Raw genomic sequence first — 17,240 nt, 5'->3', positions numbered from 1 at the left:
CCCGTCCCATCCCGGAAACGGCTCGCCGATGAATCCCGCCCCCGACACCGGACTGGTCCGCGCGGCGCAGGCCGGTGACCCCCGTGCGCGCCAGGAGCTGTTCGCCGCCCACCTTTCGCTGGTGTACAACGTGGTCGGTCGCGCCCTCGACGGGCACCCGGACACCGACGACGTGGTGCAGGAGACGATGCTGCGCGCCGTGGCGGCGTTGCCGAGGCTGCGCGACCCGGACCGGTTCCGTTCCTGGCTGATCGCCATCGCGGTCCGGCAGACCCAGGAGCGGGGACGGGCCCGCGGCACCGCCCAGGCCCGCCTGCGGCAGCTGGCCGACTGGACCGAGTTGCCCGACCCCGCCGCCGATCCGGAGGGCGAGACCCTGGCCAGCGTCAGCCTGTCGACCCAGCGGCGCGAGGTCGCGGCGGCCACCCGCTGGCTCACCCCGACCGAGCAGAGCCTGCTCGCGCTGTGGTGGCAGGAGGTGGCCGGTGTGCTGACCCGCACCGATCTGGCGGCGGCGCTGGGCATCACCGTCGCCCACGCGGCGGTCCGGGTGCAGCGGATGAAGGCGCAGCTCGACCTGGCCCGGCAGGTGGTGCAGGCGTGGCGGGCCGATCCGCGCTGCCCCGGCCTGGACACGGCCGCCCGAGATCCTCGGCGCCGTCAGGGTCCGCTGTCGCTGCGCCGGGCCGAGCAGCACGTCCAGGACTGCGCGGTGTGCGCCGGACGCCTGGCGCCGCTGGTGCCCGCCGAACGACTGCTGACCGGGGCCACGCTGCTGCCGGTCCCGGTGGCCCTGGCGGCGAAGGTCGCCGGGCTGCTGAGCACGGGTGCGGTCGCCACCAACGCCGGTTCGGTCGGCCTGGCGGTGGGCGACTGGCTGCGCCGAGGCGTCGCCGGACTGAGCGCCAAGACGGCCGTCATCGGCGGATCGTCGCTGGCCGCGGCGACTGCGGCGGCGGTGCTCGCCGTCCACTACCTGCCCGCGTCCCCGCCTGCGGCAAAGGCCGACCCGCCCCAGCCCACACCCTCGGCATCCGCGCCCGCCACCGCGCCGAGCCCGAGCGCGTCACCGAGCCCGTCACGAGCACCCGCGGCGGCGGCCCGACCGGTCACCGGTGTGGCCGCGGCCGAACTGTACGTGGCACCCGGCGGCAGCGACACCAACCCGGGCACGCTCACCGCCCCGCTGGCCAGCCTGAACCGCGCCGTCGAACTGGTCCGGCCCGGTCAGACCATCGCGCTGCGTGGCGGCACCTACCGGGCGACCGGCCCGGTCACCATCACCACCAGCGGCACCGAGTCGCAGCGGATCACCCTGAGCAACTACCGCGACGAGCAGCCGGTGCTGGACGCGACCACGATCCGCGACAACCAGTGGTACGTGACCCAGCGCGCGTCGTACTGGACCGTGCAGGGCCTGACCGTGCAGCACGCCAAGACGTTCCCGTACGTCTGCGTGAGCTGCCGCGGCTCCGTCTTCCAGCGGTTGTCGATGCACGACAACGGCGCCACCGGGTTGGTGCTGCGCGGGCCCGGCACGGTCGGCAACCGGGTGCTCGACAGTGACTTCCACGACAACCACGATGACGCCGCGCACGGCGCCAACGCCGACGGGGTCGCGTTCAAGGACGGCGACGGCGCGGGCAACGTGATCCGCGGCTGCCGCGCCTTCCGCAACGCCGACGACGGCGTCGACCTCAGCGGGTTCGCCGACCCGGTGACGGTGGAGCGCAACTGGGCGTACGGAAACGGCGTCAACCGGTGGGGCCTGGCCGACTTCGCCGGGGCGGGCACCGGGTTCAAGCTCGGCGGCGGCGACCCGGTGCCGGCCGCCAGGCACGTCGTGCGGGACAACGCCGCCTGGGACAACGCCAGTTACGGTTTCACCGAGCAGAACAACCCCGGTGCGATCACGGTCACCGGCAACACGGCGTTCCGCAACGGCGGCGACGGGTTCGCGTTCTGGTACTCCCCCTCGGTACTGGAGGCGAACCTGGCGCTGGGCAACGGCCGCGACGACAACCGGGGCGACACCGCCCACGAGAGCGGCAACTCGTGGAACCAGAGCGGTTGGACCGTGGCGCTGCTGCGCAGCGCCGATCCAGCCGCGGCCGAGGGTCCCCGCCGCCCGGACGGCACACTGCCCGGCACCACGTTCCTGACCCCGACCCGGCCCGGCGTCGGGGCGAAGATGGCGCCCTAGGCCTGGTCGGGTGCCCGCGTCACTTTCCGCCGTTCCGGGAGTCCCCGGTCGCGGCGTTTTCAGGCCGCCGAGAAAGTCCGGAAGTCGCCGTGCATCATGTTCCGGACCGTCTCGCAGAACGCGACCATCGCCTCCATCCTCTGAATCATCATGATCATCATCTTCTGCAACCAATAATCGTGGTGCCACTCCACTTCGTACAGTCGTCACTCATCCCCTTCACGTCACATATTCGGCTTCGGTACACCGTCCCCGATGACCGGCCGGACCGCAGGTGTGATGCCCATGGGAAAAACCGTCCGACCCATCCTGGAAACGTTGCCGAAGAGGCCTGTTCCGACAGGCCGAAACACACGCCTCCGCCTTGCCTGAAATTCCCGCCCCAGCCGCCGTCCGCAGTGTTCTCATCGGGTCTCGCGAGCGTCACACGGGCAGATGTCGCCATCCATTCGAAAGGTACTTTTCTTGTTGAGCGACGCTGCCGGTCGGTCAACGGGAAACGACGCACCCTCGCCTGCGTCGCTCGGCTGTTAGGCTGCGCGCATGTCAGCCTTGGGCGTCGTCGCCTGGCCGCCCGAGCCGATCAGGACCGAGCGGCTCGTGCTTCGCGAGTCCGAGGCCCGGGACCGTGCGGTGTTCATCGAGCTGCTGGCCTCGCCCGAGGTCCACACCTACCTCGGCGGCCCTCGACCGCGACCCGAGCTTGAGCGCGAGCTGCCCGAGGTGCCCGAGCGGGCGCCCGGGAGTTTCGTCGTTGAGCTCGACGGGGCGATGATCGGCCTGATCCTGCTCAGGAGAGCGACGAAGCACCGCCCGGCCGCCGTGGGCAAGGCCGACCTCGGTTACCTGTTCCTGCCGCGGGCGTGGGGATTCGGGTACGCCGCCGAGGCGTGCGCGGCGGCACTCGACTGGTTCGACAGCGCCCTGCCCGGCGAGCCGGTGGTGCTCGCCACCCAGACCGCCAACGTCAGCTCGATGCGGCTGGCGGTGAAGCTGGGCTTCACCGAGGTGGAGCGGTTCCATGCCTGGGATGCCGAGCAGTGGCTCGGCCTGCGGTCCCCGGTCACGCCGTCCGCCTGAGCCCAAGGTCGCCAGGGGTGCGTTTCCGGCCGCCGACAGGCGGCAGCCGTGATCTCACGGCGAGCGGACAGGGACCGTGCTCCCGGCAAGCCGAACGTGTCGGCCGACCCCGCGCCACCACGACGGGCGCGACGGGCACACTTCCAGGGTGAACGACGATCTCGACGCGGTGGCCGCACTCCACGACCCGGTCCGCCGGGCGCTGTATGAATTTGTCGCGGCCCAGGGGCGCCCGGTCGGGCGCGAGGAGGCAGGGCAGGCGGCTGGCATCTCCCGTACGCTGGCCGCCTTCCACCTGGACAAGCTCGCCGAGGCCGGGCTGCTGGAGATCGACTTCATGCGACTGACCGACGCCAAGCCGGGTCCGGGCGGCGGCCGCCCGGCGAAGGTCTACCGCCGCGCCCGTACCGCGCGCAAGGTCACCCTGCCCGAGCGCGACTACGAGCAGTTGGCGGGCCTGCTGGCCGAGGTCGTGCACGACCTCGACGCCGACGACCGGGCCATCGCGGCGGCCGGTGCCGCCGGGCGGCGGCTGCACCAGCCCGGCGCGTGGCACCAGACGCTGCGGGACCGGGGCTACGAGCCCTATGCCGACGGTGACCGGGTGCGGCTGCGCAACTGCCCGTTCCACCAGGTCGCGCGGGATCAGCCGCTGCTGGTGTGTGCGATGAACCTGGCCCTGTGCCAGGGCCTGGCCGGTGCGGACGCGACGGCCGAATTGGATCCCCGCCCCGACGAATGCTGCGTCTCCTTCTCTAAAAACAAAAATTGTTGACATAGAATCACTGCCGGTGATCTGCTGTGGGTATGCATCTCGCGCAGCTGAACGTCGGGCACCTCATCGCGCCCGTCGACGCCCCGGAAATCGCCGAGTTCATCGCCCTGCTCGAACCGGTCAACGCCCTCGCCGACGAGGCATCCGGCTTCGTGTGGCGCCTCAAGGCGTCCGAGACCGACCCGACCGCGACCTACATCCATGATTTCGGCGACGACCTGCTGCTCAACATGTCGGTCTGGCGCACCCGCGACGACCTGTGGAACTACGTCTACCGGACCCGGCACCTGGCGGTGCTGCAGCGGCGCCGCGAGTGGTTCCAGCGGTCGCTGGAGGTCAGCAGCGTGATGTGGTGGATTCCCGAGCAGCATCTGCCGACGGCCGACGAGGGCATGGTGCGGCTGAGCCGGCTGCGCGAGCAGGGCGCGGGTCCGGAGGCGTTCACGTTCAAGGACTTCCACGAGGCATCGGCGGCGGTCGCCTGACCTGCCACGCGACCGAAGGAAGAAGCCGTCCCGCCCGGAGTCGGGCGGAACGGCTTCAGGAAGCGGCGCAGATCAGAAGACCGGAACGCCCGCGCGGACCAGGCGCCAGTTCGGCTGGAAGAAGTCGGCCGGGTCGATGACGCCCTTGGCCTGTGCCCAGTCGATGAGCAGCTGGCGGATCTCCTGCTGGGCGTTGTAGACCTGCGGCTTGACGATGCCGGGGAAGCCGCCGCCGCCACTGCGCCGGTAGTTGTTCACCGCGACCACGAACTGGTCGGCGTCGGCCACCGGCGTGGTCGTGCCGCCGTGGTACAGCGCCACGATCCGCTGCCCCACCGGCTTGCTGATGTCGATGTCGTAGTCGACGCCGGACAGCGTGTCGTAGTTGTAGTCCGGCACCGCCGGGTCGCTGATCACGGCCGGGTCGACCGTCTCCCCCGGGGCGAACGTGCGGAAGTACTTCGCCGAGTACTCCAGGTAGGCACGCACCTCGGCGCCGGTCAGCACCACCGCTTCGAGGGTGTTGTCGTAGATGTACAGCCCCGCGACGTCCTTGATCTTGACGTCGCCCGCCGGGAAGAGCGCGGTGCGGCTGAACGGCGCCGAGATCGACAGCACCGGCAGGCCCGCGTACGAGGTCGAGGCCAGCGCGGCGGCCACGGTCTCGGCCTGCACGTTGTTGATGAAGTCCAGGATCGGCGTGTCGCGGTAGCGGGACTCCGCCGCCGACAGCTCGACGACCGAGGTGGCGACCACCTGGTTGATGTAGGCCACCGTCGTGTCGTGCTGGGCCCGCACCGCCGCGACGACCGCCGGGTCCTCGACCACGGTGTTGGTGTTGAGCATCGTCGCGTGCTTGCTGACGACCTTCCAGCGGCCGCGCTCGCGGCTGAGCGTGAAGTCCATCCGGGTGACCCGCTGGCCCCACTTGGACGGCTCGGAGGTCAGCACCTGCTCGCCGGTCTGCGTGTTGGTGACGAACTTCTCCACGATCTCGCTGTGCGCGTGGCCGAACAGGATCGCGTCGATGCCCGGCACCTGCTGCGCGATGAGCGCGGTCGGGTTCTCGTTGGGCAGCTCGGTGCCGTAGCTGGACACGCCGCTGTCACCGCCGTGCGCGGAGATCAGGATGATGTCGGCGCCGCGGTCGCGCATGATCGGGACGTACTTGGCCGCGGTGGCGATCATGTCCTCGAAGCGCAGCACACCCTCGACGTTGGCCCGGTCCCAGATCGCCACGCCCGGGTTGGTCAGGCCGAGGATGCCGACCCGCAGCGACGGCGCGTCCGGACCGAGCGATACCTTCTTGATGACGTACGGCGTGAACGCGGGCTGGCCGCTGCGGGCCTGGACCGCGTTGGCGGCCAGCGCCGGGAAGCCCAGCTGCTTGATCCACAGGTCGAGCAGCGGCAGGCCGTAGTTGAACTCGTGGTTACCCAGCGTCACGGCGTCGTAGTCGATGACGTTCATCGCCCGCGCCATCGGGTGCCGCTCACCGGTCGAGGTGATCGGCTGCTGCTTGGCGTAGAACGTCGCCAGCGGGGTGCCCTGAATGGTGTCGCCGGCGTCGAGGACCAGCGTGGCCTTGCCCCGGCGCTCGGCGCGGATCTGGTTGACCAGGGTGGCGACCTTCGCGACGCCGACGTCGTTGTGCGCGCTGTCGTCGTACTCCTTGTCGCGGTAGTAGTCCCAGTTGAAGACGTTGCCGTGGGTGTCGGAGGTGCCCAGGACCGTCAGATCGTAGGTCTGGGGCTGCCCGCCTGCCTGCGCCGGAGCGGCGACGGCCAGCGGGCCCACGACGGCGGCCGCGGCCGCGCCGGTGAGCAGCTGCCGCCGGGACGGCATGCCGGAGGGTGGGGTCATCTCTAGTGCCTTTCCGAGGGGGTCGCGCCCGGTGGGGCGCCACCACGCACCCTAGTCAAACGGGTGATCAGCTCGCCATCCGATCGGCATGGACGCATAGCCGCATGTCCAACTTTCAGCGGGAAGGTGCGGGCCGCCGGCTCGGCGATCAGCGGCCATGCCGCGCACGTGCACGGGCCCGGCCAGGGGCTTACCCCGGCCGGGCCTCGAGTGGAGGCGCCGTGCTGCCCACCCCCGTGGCGGCAGTCCGTGCCTGTGCCACAGAGCTTGCGGTGCCGCCCTTACCACCGGCTTAACACCGGTGGCAGGCGCTCGGCAGCGGTCGGCTACGGTGCGCTCCATGGTCGACTTCCTGTTGCTGGGCCCCCTCGAGGCACGCCACGAGGGCAGGTCCCTCGATCTGGGCCGACGGCGGGCGGAGCGGTGCCTGCTCGGCATCCTCCTGCTGGAGGCGGGCAGCGTGGTGCCGGCCGACCGGCTGGTGGACCTCATCTGGGACGCCGAACCCCCGGCGACCGGGCGTTCGATCCTGCAGATCTACATGTCGCGGCTGCGGTCCGCGCTCGACCCGGACCGCGACGGCCGCTTCGGGGTGCAACTGCTGGCGCGCGGCGACGGGTACCAGGCCCAGGTTCGGCCCGAGGCTGTCGACGCGCACATCTTCCGCGCCCGCACCGAGCAGGCGCTGGCCGACCCTGACCCGGCCGACCGGGCGGCGACCCTGCGCGAGGCGCTGGCATGGTGGCGCGGGCCGCTGCTGGCCGGCGACATCTCCGACAGGCTGCGCGACCGGCTGGGCGCCGGGCTCGCCGAGCTGCGGCTACAGGCGTGGGAGGCGTGCCTGGAAGCCGACCTGAGCCTCGGCCGCCACCGCCGGGCGGTCGGCGAGCTGGCCGAGCTGGCGCAGGCACACCCGCTGCGCGAGCGGCTGATCGCGCTGCACATGCTGGCGCTGTACCGCAACGCCCAGCCCGCGGAGGCGCTGGCCACGTTCCGCCGCACCCGCGAACTGCTCGTCGCCGAGCTGGGTGTGGAGCCGGGCCGCGATCTGCACGAGCTGCACCTGCGGATCCTCAACGACGATCCGGGGCTGGAGTTGCCCGCGCCGGCGGCCGTCGCGGTGAGCGGCCCGCCCGCGCCGCGCACCCTGCCGCGCCGCATCCCCGACTTCGTCGGCCGCGCCGCCGAGCTGGCCCGGCTCACCGACGGGGTCGAGGCGGGACGGGACGGCCGGCAGACCGTGGTGATCAGCGGCATCGCGGGCATCGGCGGCGTGGGCAAGACCGCGCTGGCCCTGCACTGGGCACACCAGCACGCCGCGCGCTTCCCCGACGGCCAGCTCTTCGTCAACCTGCGCGGGTTCGACACCGCGGCACCGCTGCGGGCCGCCGACGCGCTGGCCGTCCTGCTCGGCGCGCTGGGCGTGGCGCCCGATCGGATCCCCCTCGACGTCGAGAGCGCGGCCGGGCTGTACCGGTCGCTGCTGGCCGGTAAGCGCATGCTGATCGTGCTGGACAACGCCCACAACGCCGCCCAGGTACGGCCGCTGCTGCCCGGTGACGACACCACCACTGTAATCGTGACCAGCCGCGATGCGCTGGCGGGGCTGGTCGCGCAGGAGGGTGCGGCGCTGCTGCACCTCGACGTGCTCAGCGCCGCGGAGTCGGTGCGCCTGCTCGCCGAGATCATCGGGCCGGACCGGGTGGGCACCGACGCGGCAGGGCTGGACGCGCTCGCACGGCTGTGCGGATACCTGCCGCTGGCGCTGCGCATCGCCGCGGCCCGGCTCACCGCCGACCCCCGCGCCGACGTCGCCGGGCTGGTGGCCGAGCTGTCCGACAGCGACCGGCTCGGCGGCCTGGCCATCCACGACGACCCGCAGACCGCCGTACGGATGGTGTTCGAGCACTCCTACCGCGCCCTGAGCCCGGCCGATCAGGAGCTGTTCCGGCGGCTGGGGCTGGTGCCAGGACTGGACTTCCCGAGCGCGGCCGCGGCCGCGCTCGCCGGAGTCGACGCGGAGCAGGCGGAGCGAGGGCTGCGCCACCTCGCCGACGCCCACCTGGTCACCGAGACCGTTCCGGGACGCTTCACCATGCACGACCTCCTGCGCGAGTACGCCGAGTCACTGTGCGAGCAGGTCGACGGCGAGACGGCCACCCTCGGGGCGTTCACCAGGCTCACCGACTGGTATCTGGAGCAGGCCGACGCCGCCGCCCGGGTGCTGGACCCGAACATGGCCCGCATGCGCGAGGCCCCGCCGGTGACCGTGGTGTACGCGAGCCGGCCGGAGGCGGCGGCCTGGCTCGACACCGAGCGGGCCGCCCTGGTCAGCCTGATCGTCCGGGCGGCCGTGCTGCGGCTGCCGCAGGCCAGCGTGCTGGCCGACGCGCTGCGCCCCTACCTGGCCTACCGGGCGCCGATCGACCTGGTCCAGGCCGGGTCGGCCGCGCTGGAGGCGGCCGAGCACACCGGCGACCTGCGCGCCCAGGTGGCGATGCACCTCGGCCAGACCAACGCCATGTACATGATGGACCGCCACGCCGAGGCTATCGCCGCCGGCGAGCGAGCCAGGGCCATCGTCGAGAAACTGGACTGGCCGCTCGGGCGGCTGACCACCGCCAGCCTGCTGGGCACCGCGCACCTCACCGCCGGCAACCTCGGACAGTCCGCGCAGTACAGCCGCGAAGCGCTGGAGATCGCCCAGACGCTGGGCGCCGAGCACAGCGTGGCCGTGGCCAGCGGACGGCTGTCGCTGCTGGCCCTACTACGCGGGCACCTGCCCGAGGCGGCCCAGCGTTTCGAGGACGCCAACAAGCAGCTCGGTCCGGGCGTCGAGCTGGCGGTCGGGCTGTTCAACCTGGCCGAGGTCTGCCTGCTGCTGGGCGACACACCCCGCGCGGCCGACCTGGTGGCGCAGGCGATGGCGCAGATCGCCGACGCCGACAACCCGGTCGTCGAGGCGTCGGCGCGGATCACCCGCGCGGCGGTCGGCCTGGCCCAGGGGCAGCTCGACGCCGCCCTCGCCGACGCCGAGCGGGCCGAGCGGGCCCTCGTCGAGGCGACCCATCCCCAGGTCAAGGCGCACGGGGAGTACATGCTGGCCAGGGTGCTGCTGGAGCAGCAGCGCCTGGACCGGGCCGAGGCGATGATCGAGGCGGCGCTGCGCACCAACGCGCAGATCGGGATGCGCCACTCCGAGGTGGAGACGCAGACTCTGTACGCCGATCTGCTACGGCGCCAGGGCCGCCTCGACGAGGCCGCCGCCACCGCCCGCCAGGCGCTGGACACCGCGCTGGCCTGTGAGTACGAGCTGCTGGCCGGGCAGGCCCGCACGGTCCTCGCCGAGATCCTGCTCGCCGCGGGCGACCGCGCGGCGGCCGCGCAGCAGGCCCGCAGGGCGCTGGCCGAGCAGGATGCGCTCGAGCACACGCCAGGCGCGGAACGGGCCGCGCGAGTGCTGGCCGCGGCTTCCTGACCGAACGGGCAGCCCCGATCGCTCGACCGGGCTGCCCGTTCCGCGCGAAGCGGCCGTCAGCGGACCAGGTGCGGGGCGACCTGCTCGGCGATCAGTTCGAAGGACCGGACGCGGGCGGCGACGTCGTACACGAGCGTGGTGAGCATCAGCTCGTCGGCCCCGGTGCGGGCCAGCAGCGCCGACAGCTGGGAGGTCACCGTCTCCGGCGAGCCGAGTGCCTGCCCGTCGCGCCGGGCCAGCACGAACTCTCGCTCCATCGGCGTGTACGGGTACTCCGCCGCCTCCTGCGGGCTCGGCATCCGCCCCGGGCGTCCCTGCCGCAGCAGCAGGAACGACAGCCCGGCCGGACCGGCCAGCCATTGCGCCTCCGCGTCCGTCGGTGCGCACACGGCGCTGACCGCCACCATCGCGTACGGCTGCTCCAGCCAGCGCGACGGCCGGAACGCGTCCCGGTAGACGGCCAGGGCCACGTCGGTGTTGGCGGCGCTGAAGTGGTGCGCGAACGAGAACGGCAGTCCGAGCCGCCCGGCCAGGCGGGCGCTGAAGTCGCTCGAACCCAGCAGCCAGATCGCCGGGGCGTCGCCGCGACCCGGCACGGCCGTGACCCGGGGCGTCCCGGTGCCGGTGCCGAAGTAGTCGATGAGCCGGGCCAGCTCCTGCGGGAAGTCGTCGGCCGACAGCGCCTCCATGCTGCGGCGCAGCGCCAGCGCGGTGACCTGGTCGGTGCCCGGGGCCCGGCCCAGGCCCAGGTCGATACGGTCGGGGTGCAGCGCCACCAGGGTGCCGAACTGCTCGGCGACCACCAGCGGGGCGTGGTTGGGCAGCATCACCCCGCCCGAGCCCAGCCGGATCGAACTGGTGTTCGCCGCGAGGTGGGCCAGCAGCACGGCCGGGCGGAGCTGGCGATGCCGGGCATGTTGTGGTGCTCGGCGACCCAGAACCGCCGGTAGCCCAGCTGCTCGGTGCGCTGGGCGAGCCGGGTGGTGTGCGCCAGCGCCTCGGTGTGGGAGGCGCCCTCGGCGACGGGGCAAGGTCGAGCACGGACAGCGGTACAGAGGTCACGAGGATGGTGAACCCTGCCCGGCCCGGATCGCTTCCCGACCCGACGAAGATCACATGCCGGGCGCCGACGCCCGCAGCGCCGGAACAGCCGGCGGCTCCAGCTGCTCATCCGCGCTCGGCCCCGACGCCTGCGGCACCGCCTCGGCCGACGCCTGCGGCACCGCCTCGGCCGACGCCTGCGCCACTGCCGGCGCCTCCACCCGGGGCTTCGGGCTGACCTGTGCGGGGACCAGGAGGAACACGGCCAGGTCGTGGCAGACGTGCACGGCGATCCCCAGCAGGATGCTGCCCGAGGCCAGGTAGAGGGCGGTGAACAGCACCGTGAGGTAGGCGACGCCGAACAGGCCACGGCGGCCCTGGTAGGCATGCCCGGCCAGGAACAGCACGGCGCTGGCCGACGCGGTCAGGGCGACGGGCAGCTGATACTGCTCGGCGACCGCGCCGATGAGCAGCCCCCGGAACACCACCTCCTCGGTGACCCCCGCCGAAACCGCCACCAGCGCCGCCAACAGCCGCTCGTGCCGATCGCGCGGCAGGAGCACGGTCATCCCGGCAGGCACCGGTGCTCCGTTTCCCCGGCGCAGCCGACGACGCAGCCCGAGCGTGCCCGACAGCAGTGCCAGCATCATGAGGGCCGCCAGTGCGTAGTCGAGGCCGTCGCCGCCGGGCATCGTCCAGCCCGCGTCGGGCGCGGTGAGGTCAGGGCTCACGAGCACCGCGAGGGGCACCAGCGCCGCGGTCGCCCAGGACAGGACGATCATGCGGCGGTACACCTTCGGCCGCAGGGACGGATCGGCGGTCAACCGCTGCACCAGCAGTCCGCGGCGACGGACCGACCGGACCGCGTTGACCGCCGCAGCGCTGGCGACCAGGCCGAGCAGGATGTGGGTCAGGACTTCAGCGAGAACGCGCACGGGGGATGATCTTCCCGGCGCCGCGCTGCGGCCACAACGCCTGTTCGGCCAGTCCGTACGCGAGGATGGTGGGCATGAGTGACGCGACGACGGTGCGGCTGGCGCGCGGGGCCGTGATGCCCCGCCTTGGACTGGGCACCTGGCCCATGGACGACGCGCAGGCCGCGCGCAGTGTGGTGGCGGCGGTCGAGGCGGGGTACCGGCTGTTCGACACGGCCGAGAACTACGGCAACGAGCGCGGTGTCGGCCAGGGTGTCCGCGACTGCGGGCTGCCTCGCGAGCAGCTGTTCGTCACGACGAAGTTCAACGCGCAGTGGCACGGGCGCGACCTGGTCCGCGAGGCGTTCGACGGCTCGGCGCGGCGACTGGGCCTGGACTACGTCGACCTGCTCCTGATCCATTGGCCCAACCCGGAGCAGGACCGCTATGTGGACGCCTGGCGGGGCATGCTGGACCTGCTGGCCGAGGGTCGGCTGCGGGCGGTCGGGGTGTCCAACTTCAAGCCCGCGCACCTGCGGCGGCTGCTGGACGAGACGGGCGAACTGCCCGATGTCAACCAGATCCAGCTCAGCCCGTACACGACGCGTGCGCAGGCGCGGGAGTTCCACGTCGAGCACGCCGTCGTCACGCAGACGTGGAGCCCGCTCGGACGGGGCACGGAGCTGCTGGAGGAGCCCGTGATCGTGGACGCGGCCAAGGCGCACGGGCGCACCCCGGCCCAGGTGGTGCTGCGCTGGCACCTGCAGCTGGGCCTGAGCACCGTGCCGAAGTCGGCCCACCCGCAGCGGATGCGCGAGAACCTCGCCGTGTTCGACTTCGCGCTGACCGACGCCGAGATGGCGCTCATCTCCGGGCTCGACCGGGGCGAGCAGGCCGCCGCCGACTCCGACGCGTTCGGGCACTGACGACGCCTCCGCACCCGACCGGCGCCGTCGGCGGCCAGAGCCCGCTCGATCGTGCGGTCTCGGGGAAAGTGCACGAATCCTGGGCGGAATTCCGGCACTTTCCCGGAGACCGCACCGATCTTGGGCAACGGAGAGCGGGCTGCCCTACACCTCTCGGTTGAGTGTCTACTCCGGAGGATGGACCGCGACGGCCCGCCGCGGTTGCACGCGCTCGCGGCCCGGCCGCTGCCACCATGTGGCCGGGGAGGTGGTGCGGCGATGCGATTCGTCTTTCGCCTGGCCGAGACTGAACATGAGCTGGAGCTGCGGCTGGGCCGTCCGGACGCGACGGTGGCCGATCTGGCGGCGGCGCTGGGCCTGGGCGGTGACCTGCTGGTCGACGGCAAGGTCAGCCGGGCCGAGACGGCGCTGGTCGAGTCCGGGCTGGTGTCCGGTTCGCAGGTGAGCGCGGCCGGGGCGGAGCCGACCGTGGCGCCGCCGCCGCTGGCGGTGCTGCGCGTGGTCGGCGGCCTGGAGGCGGGCCGGTCGGTGCCGCTGCACACGGGGCGGACGACCCTCGGCCGCGCCCCCGAGGCCGGGATCCGCCTGGCCGCCCCGGACGTGTCCCGCGTGCACTGCGCCCTGGACGTGGCCCTCGACGGCCGGGTCCAGGTCAGCGACCTGTCCTCGCTCAACGGCACCGACGTCGACGGGGAACGGATCACGGGGCCGGTGACCGTCGGCGCCGACGACGTGATCTGCCTGGCCGGGCAGGTGCTGGTCCGGGTGCTGCCGTCGACCCGCCTGGAACGGGTCCAGCACGTCAACCCGGTGCGCGAGGCCCGTCCCGGCGGCACGATGCCGTTCAACCGGCCGCCCCGACCGGCCGTGGCCGCGACGGCCGAGGCGGTGCGGGTGCCGGGGGCGCCGCCGTCGCCGCACCGCACCCCGTTCAACCTGGCGCTGTTCTTCGGTCCGCTGGTCATGGCCGTGGTCATGGTGATGGTGCTGGGCGACTGGCGGTACGCGCTGTTCGCGCTGCTGAGCCCGATGATGTTCATCGGCGAGTTCGTCGAGCAGCGCACCCGTGGCCGGATCAGCCTGCGTCGCGGTCGCCGCGACCACGCCAAGGCGCTGGAGGCGGCACGTACGCGGCTGGCCGCGCTGCGGGTCGCCGAGATCCGGGCCCGGCGCGCGTACGGCCCTGACCCGGCTGAGCTGCTGGCCCTCGCCCAGAGTCCGGGCGTACGGCTGTGGGAGCGCCGTCCCGACTCCCCCGACTTCCTCCAGCTCAGCGTCGGCGTCGCCGACCAGCAGTGGCAACCGGTGCTGGTGGCCGAGGGCGGCCAGGAACCCGACCCGGCCGCCGTGCGGGAACTGGGCATGCCGGAGGTGTTGCCGCAGGTGCCGGTGCTGGTGTCGGCCGCCGCCGGAGCCGTGGTCGGGTTGCAGGGCGACCGGTCGGCGGCGCTGGCCGTGGCCCGGTCGCTGCTGTGCCAGGCCGTGGTGACCAGCGGCCCCGCCGACGTGACGGTGGCGGTGTTCACCGACACCGACCGCGCCGCCGACTGGGACTGGACGAAGTGGATCCCGCACGGCACCCAGCCGCGAGCGGGCACGGCGCGGCTGGTGGCGGTCGGCGACGAGCAGTCGTCGTCGCTGGCCCGCGCGTTGCTGGCGGCCGGGGCACCCGAGGAGCGGCAGCGACGACAGGTGCTGCTCGTGGTGGTCGACGGGGCCGCGCTACTGGAAGGGCGGCCGTGTCCGCTGCGCGAGCTGCTGGCCACGGGCGCGGTGCCGTGCGGGGCGATCGTGCTCACCGACCGGCTGCCCGCGCTGTGCACCTCGGTGCTGACGGTGGGCGGGGACCGTACCGGACGTCTGTCGCAGGTCACCACCGGTGCGGAGGTCACCGGGATCCTGCTGCAGGGCATGGCCGAGCGGTACGCCCGCCGTACCGCGCGCGCCCTGGCCCGGTTCGACGACCCGGAGCTGCCCACCGACGGCGCGGGCCTGCCCGACCGGATCAACCTGCTGCCGCTGCTCGGTCTGCCCGAGGTCAGCGGGGGTGCGTTGGCGGCCCGCTGGGGCGCCAACGCCGACGCGCTGCGGGTGCGGGCGGTGCTGGGGGTCAGCGAGCGGGAGCTGTTCGGCATCGACCTGGACGACGACGGCCCGCACGGCCTGATCGCGGGCACCACCGGGTCGGGCAAGAGCGAACTGCTGCGCACGATGATCGCGGCGATGGCGGTGGAGACCGATCCGCAGCATCTGACGTTCGTGCTGGTCGACTACAAGGGCGGCGGGGCGCTGGACGAGTGCGCCCGGCTGCCGCACGTGGTGGGCCTGGTGACCGACCTGGACGAGCAGTTGGGCGAGCGGGCGCTGCGGTGCATGGAGGCGGAGCTGAAGTATCGCGAGCACGCGCTGCGCGACGCCGGGGTCAGCCACGTGCGCGACTACCAGCGGCTGCGGCGTACGCAGCGGCCGGAGCTGGAGCCGATGCCGCGGCTGGTGGTGGTGATCGACGAGTTCGCGACGCTGGTCAAGTCGCTGCCGGACTTCGTGGACTCGCTGGTGAGCATCGCGCAGCGGGGTCGCAGCCTGGGCATGCACCTGATCATGGCGACGCAACGTCCGGCGGGTTCGGTCAGTGACGCGATCAAGAACAACGTGAAGCTGCGGATCGCGCTGCGGCTGGAGAGCACCGGCGACTCCCTCGACGTGATCGACAGCCCGGTGGCGGCGGGCATCGGCAGCCGCCAGTGGGGCCGGGCCTACTACCGGCTCAGCGCCCGGGAGATGCTGCCGGTGCAGACGGCGCTGTCGACGGGGGTGACTCCGACCGACTCGGCCTCCTCGGCGGTGGCGGTGGTGCCGTTCGGGCTGGTCCCGGCGGCGCGTGCGGAGGCCGCCGACACCGACGGCGAGCACGATCTGCTGCGGATCGTGGGTGCGGCCCAGGCGGCGTGCCAGGCGGCGGCGATCGCCCCGGCGCGCAGGCCGTGGCCGGATCCGCTGCCCGCCGTCGTCACCCTCGACGAGCTGGGCCCGGTGCACCGGGGCCTGCAGACCGATCTGTCCGGGCGGCCCGCGATCGCGCTGGCCGACGATCCGGACCGGCAGGCGCAGTACCCGGTCGGCTGGGACCTCGACGCCGGGAACCTGCTGGTGTACGGGGCGGTCGGCGCCGGAACCACGACCGCCCTGGCGACGCTGGCCCTGGCCGCCGCCACGGCCGCCCCGCCGGACCGCCAGCACCTGTACGTACTGGACCTGGGCGCCGGTGAGCTGGCGCCGCTGGAGCGGCTGCCGCACACGGGCGCCTACATCGGGGCGGCCGACCGGGAGCGGCAGTCGCGGCTGATCCGGCTGCTGCGCCGGGAACTGGACGCCCGCAAGGCCGGTGCGCCGCAGACGCCGTGGCTGGTGCTGATCGACAACGTGGGCGCGCTGCTGGCCGACTACAACCGGGACGTGGCCGGGATGGCGCTGGCCGAGGAGCTGTCGCGGGTGTACGCCGACGGTCCGGCCGTCGGGGTGCACCTCGCCGCGACCTCGGACCGCTCCGGGGCCGTGCCCGGCCCGTGGGCCGCGTCCACCCAGCAGAAACTGCTGCTGCGCCTGGCCGACCCGAACGAGTACGGCGTCTTCGACGTGCCCCGGGTGGCGGTGCCCGCGTTCACGCCGGGCCGGGCCGTGGTCGCCGCGACCCGGCAGGTGGTGCAGCTGGCCTGTCCGGGTGGCGAGCTGGCCGAAGCGGTGGCCGCAGTCGGCGCCGCGTACCCCGGGGCGCGGCGCAGCGCGCTGTCGGTCGGGGCGCTGCCGCCGCAGGTCCGGCTGTCCGAGCTCGGGGTCAGGGCGGAGCTGGGCGCGGAGCCGTGGTCGCTGCCGATCGGCGTCGGCGCCGAGTCGCTGTCGGCCACCGGCCTCAGCCTGTACGAGCAGGAGCACGCGGTCGTCACCGGCCCGTCGCGGTCGGGTCGCAGCACCGCGCTGTGCACGATCGCGCTGGCGGCGCTGGCCGCCGATCCGGCCCCCGCGGTGGTGGCGTTCACACCGCGCCGCTCGCCGCTGCGCGAGGTGGACCCGCGCGTGCGCTCCTGCGCCGACCACGACTCGCTGCGCTCGGTGCTGTCGGCCACCGACCGGCCGACGCTGCTGCTGGTCGACGACGCCGAGGCGGTCACCGACCAGGTCGGCGACATGCTGGACACCTGGCTGGCCAGCGGCGGCCCCGGGCGGCACCTGGTCGCGGCGGGGCGGGCCGAGGGCATGCGGCGGGCGTACGGCGGCTGGATCCAGCGCGTACGCGACTGCCGTACCGGCGTGCTGCTGGTGCCCGACCACGACCTCGACGGTGACCTGCTCGGGGTGGCCCTGCCCCGGCACGACCGGATGGCGCCGCTGCCCGGCCGCGGGTACCTCGTGGCCAACGGGACGGTGGACGGGATCCAGCTCGCCCTACCACCGGGGTTGTAGGCCGCCTACCGCCG

General features: G+C 73.2%; 11 protein-coding genes. 7 read left to right on the top strand and 4 right to left on the bottom strand.

Going from position 1 to position 17,240, the window contains the following annotated elements:
- The first annotated feature begins 28 nt into the window (after positions 1–28).
- The 4 genes from KUA19_RS12695 to KUA19_RS12680 all read left to right on the top strand — a co-directional run bounded on the left by KUA19_RS12695 (position 29) and on the right by KUA19_RS12680 (position 4,543).
- On the top strand, positions 29–2,203 hold the full coding sequence (locus KUA19_RS12695) for a sigma-70 family RNA polymerase sigma factor (protein ID WP_217396163.1): 2,175 nt from the start codon (positions 29–31) through the stop codon (positions 2,201–2,203).
- A gap of 543 nt (positions 2,204–2,746) precedes the next feature.
- The gene (locus tag KUA19_RS12690) at positions 2,747–3,283 is read left to right on the top strand and encodes a GNAT family N-acetyltransferase (RefSeq protein ID WP_217396162.1); all 537 of its coding nucleotides are present in this window, start codon (positions 2,747–2,749) and stop codon (positions 3,281–3,283) included.
- A gap of 148 nt (positions 3,284–3,431) precedes the next feature.
- Positions 3,432–4,058 (top strand): helix-turn-helix transcriptional regulator, encoded by a 627-nt coding sequence (locus KUA19_RS12685; protein ID WP_217396161.1) that lies wholly within the window; start codon positions 3,432–3,434, stop codon positions 4,056–4,058.
- Between the two features lie 32 nt (positions 4,059–4,090).
- The gene (locus KUA19_RS12680) at positions 4,091–4,543 is read left to right on the top strand and encodes a DUF3291 domain-containing protein (protein WP_217396160.1); all 453 of its coding nucleotides are present in this window, start codon (positions 4,091–4,093) and stop codon (positions 4,541–4,543) included.
- 72 nt (positions 4,544–4,615) lie between these two features.
- Here the strand turns inward: KUA19_RS12680 and KUA19_RS12675 are convergent, their stop codons facing one another.
- Entirely contained in the window at positions 4,616–6,406 is a 1,791-nt protein-coding gene (locus KUA19_RS12675) for a bifunctional metallophosphatase/5'-nucleotidase (protein WP_217396159.1), read from the bottom strand.
- Positions 6,407–6,746: 340 nt separating this feature from the next.
- Between KUA19_RS12675 and KUA19_RS12670 the strand changes: the two genes are divergently transcribed.
- Positions 6,747–9,884: an AfsR/SARP family transcriptional regulator gene (locus KUA19_RS12670; protein ID WP_217396158.1), complete on the top strand. Its 3,138-nt coding sequence runs from the start codon at positions 6,747–6,749 to the stop codon at positions 9,882–9,884.
- Between the two features lie 56 nt (positions 9,885–9,940).
- On the opposite strand, the gene KUA19_RS12665 is transcribed toward KUA19_RS12670, so the two are convergent.
- From KUA19_RS12665 to KUA19_RS44520, 3 genes are read right to left on the bottom strand one after another with little or no spacing between them, the layout of a single operon-like run.
- Complete coding sequence (locus tag KUA19_RS12665; RefSeq protein ID WP_308167419.1) at positions 9,941–10,771, bottom strand: LLM class flavin-dependent oxidoreductase; 831 nt, start codon at positions 10,769–10,771, stop codon at positions 9,941–9,943.
- Complete coding sequence (locus KUA19_RS44960) at positions 10,711–11,055, bottom strand: LLM class flavin-dependent oxidoreductase (RefSeq protein ID WP_372451789.1); 345 nt, start codon at positions 11,053–11,055, stop codon at positions 10,711–10,713. Before KUA19_RS44960 ends, KUA19_RS12665 begins: the two co-directional genes overlap by 61 nt.
- On the bottom strand, positions 10,997–11,860 hold the full coding sequence (locus KUA19_RS44520) for a CPBP family intramembrane glutamic endopeptidase (RefSeq protein WP_217396157.1): 864 nt from the start codon (positions 11,858–11,860) through the stop codon (positions 10,997–10,999). Before KUA19_RS44520 ends, KUA19_RS44960 begins: the two co-directional genes overlap by 59 nt.
- 74 nt (positions 11,861–11,934) lie before the next feature.
- Between KUA19_RS44520 and KUA19_RS12655 the strand changes: the two genes are divergently transcribed.
- Positions 11,935–12,765, top strand: coding sequence for an aldo/keto reductase (locus KUA19_RS12655; RefSeq protein ID WP_217396156.1), 831 nt, complete (start codon positions 11,935–11,937; stop codon positions 12,763–12,765).
- Between the two features lie 258 nt (positions 12,766–13,023).
- Positions 13,024–17,226 carry a type VII secretion EssC family protein gene (locus tag KUA19_RS12650; protein ID WP_217396155.1) on the top strand — a complete coding sequence of 1,401 codons (4,203 nt, stop codon included), beginning with the start codon at positions 13,024–13,026 and terminating at the stop codon, positions 17,224–17,226.
- Positions 17,227–17,240: the final 14 nt, after the last annotated feature.

Origin of the sequence: Catellatospora tritici (genome assembly GCF_019083965.1) — a bacterium.
GTDB lineage: Bacteria > Actinomycetota > Actinomycetes > Mycobacteriales > Micromonosporaceae > Catellatospora > Catellatospora tritici.
The sequence above is the reverse complement of the archived record's forward strand: the minus strand, read 5'-3'. Positions and strand labels throughout refer to the sequence as shown.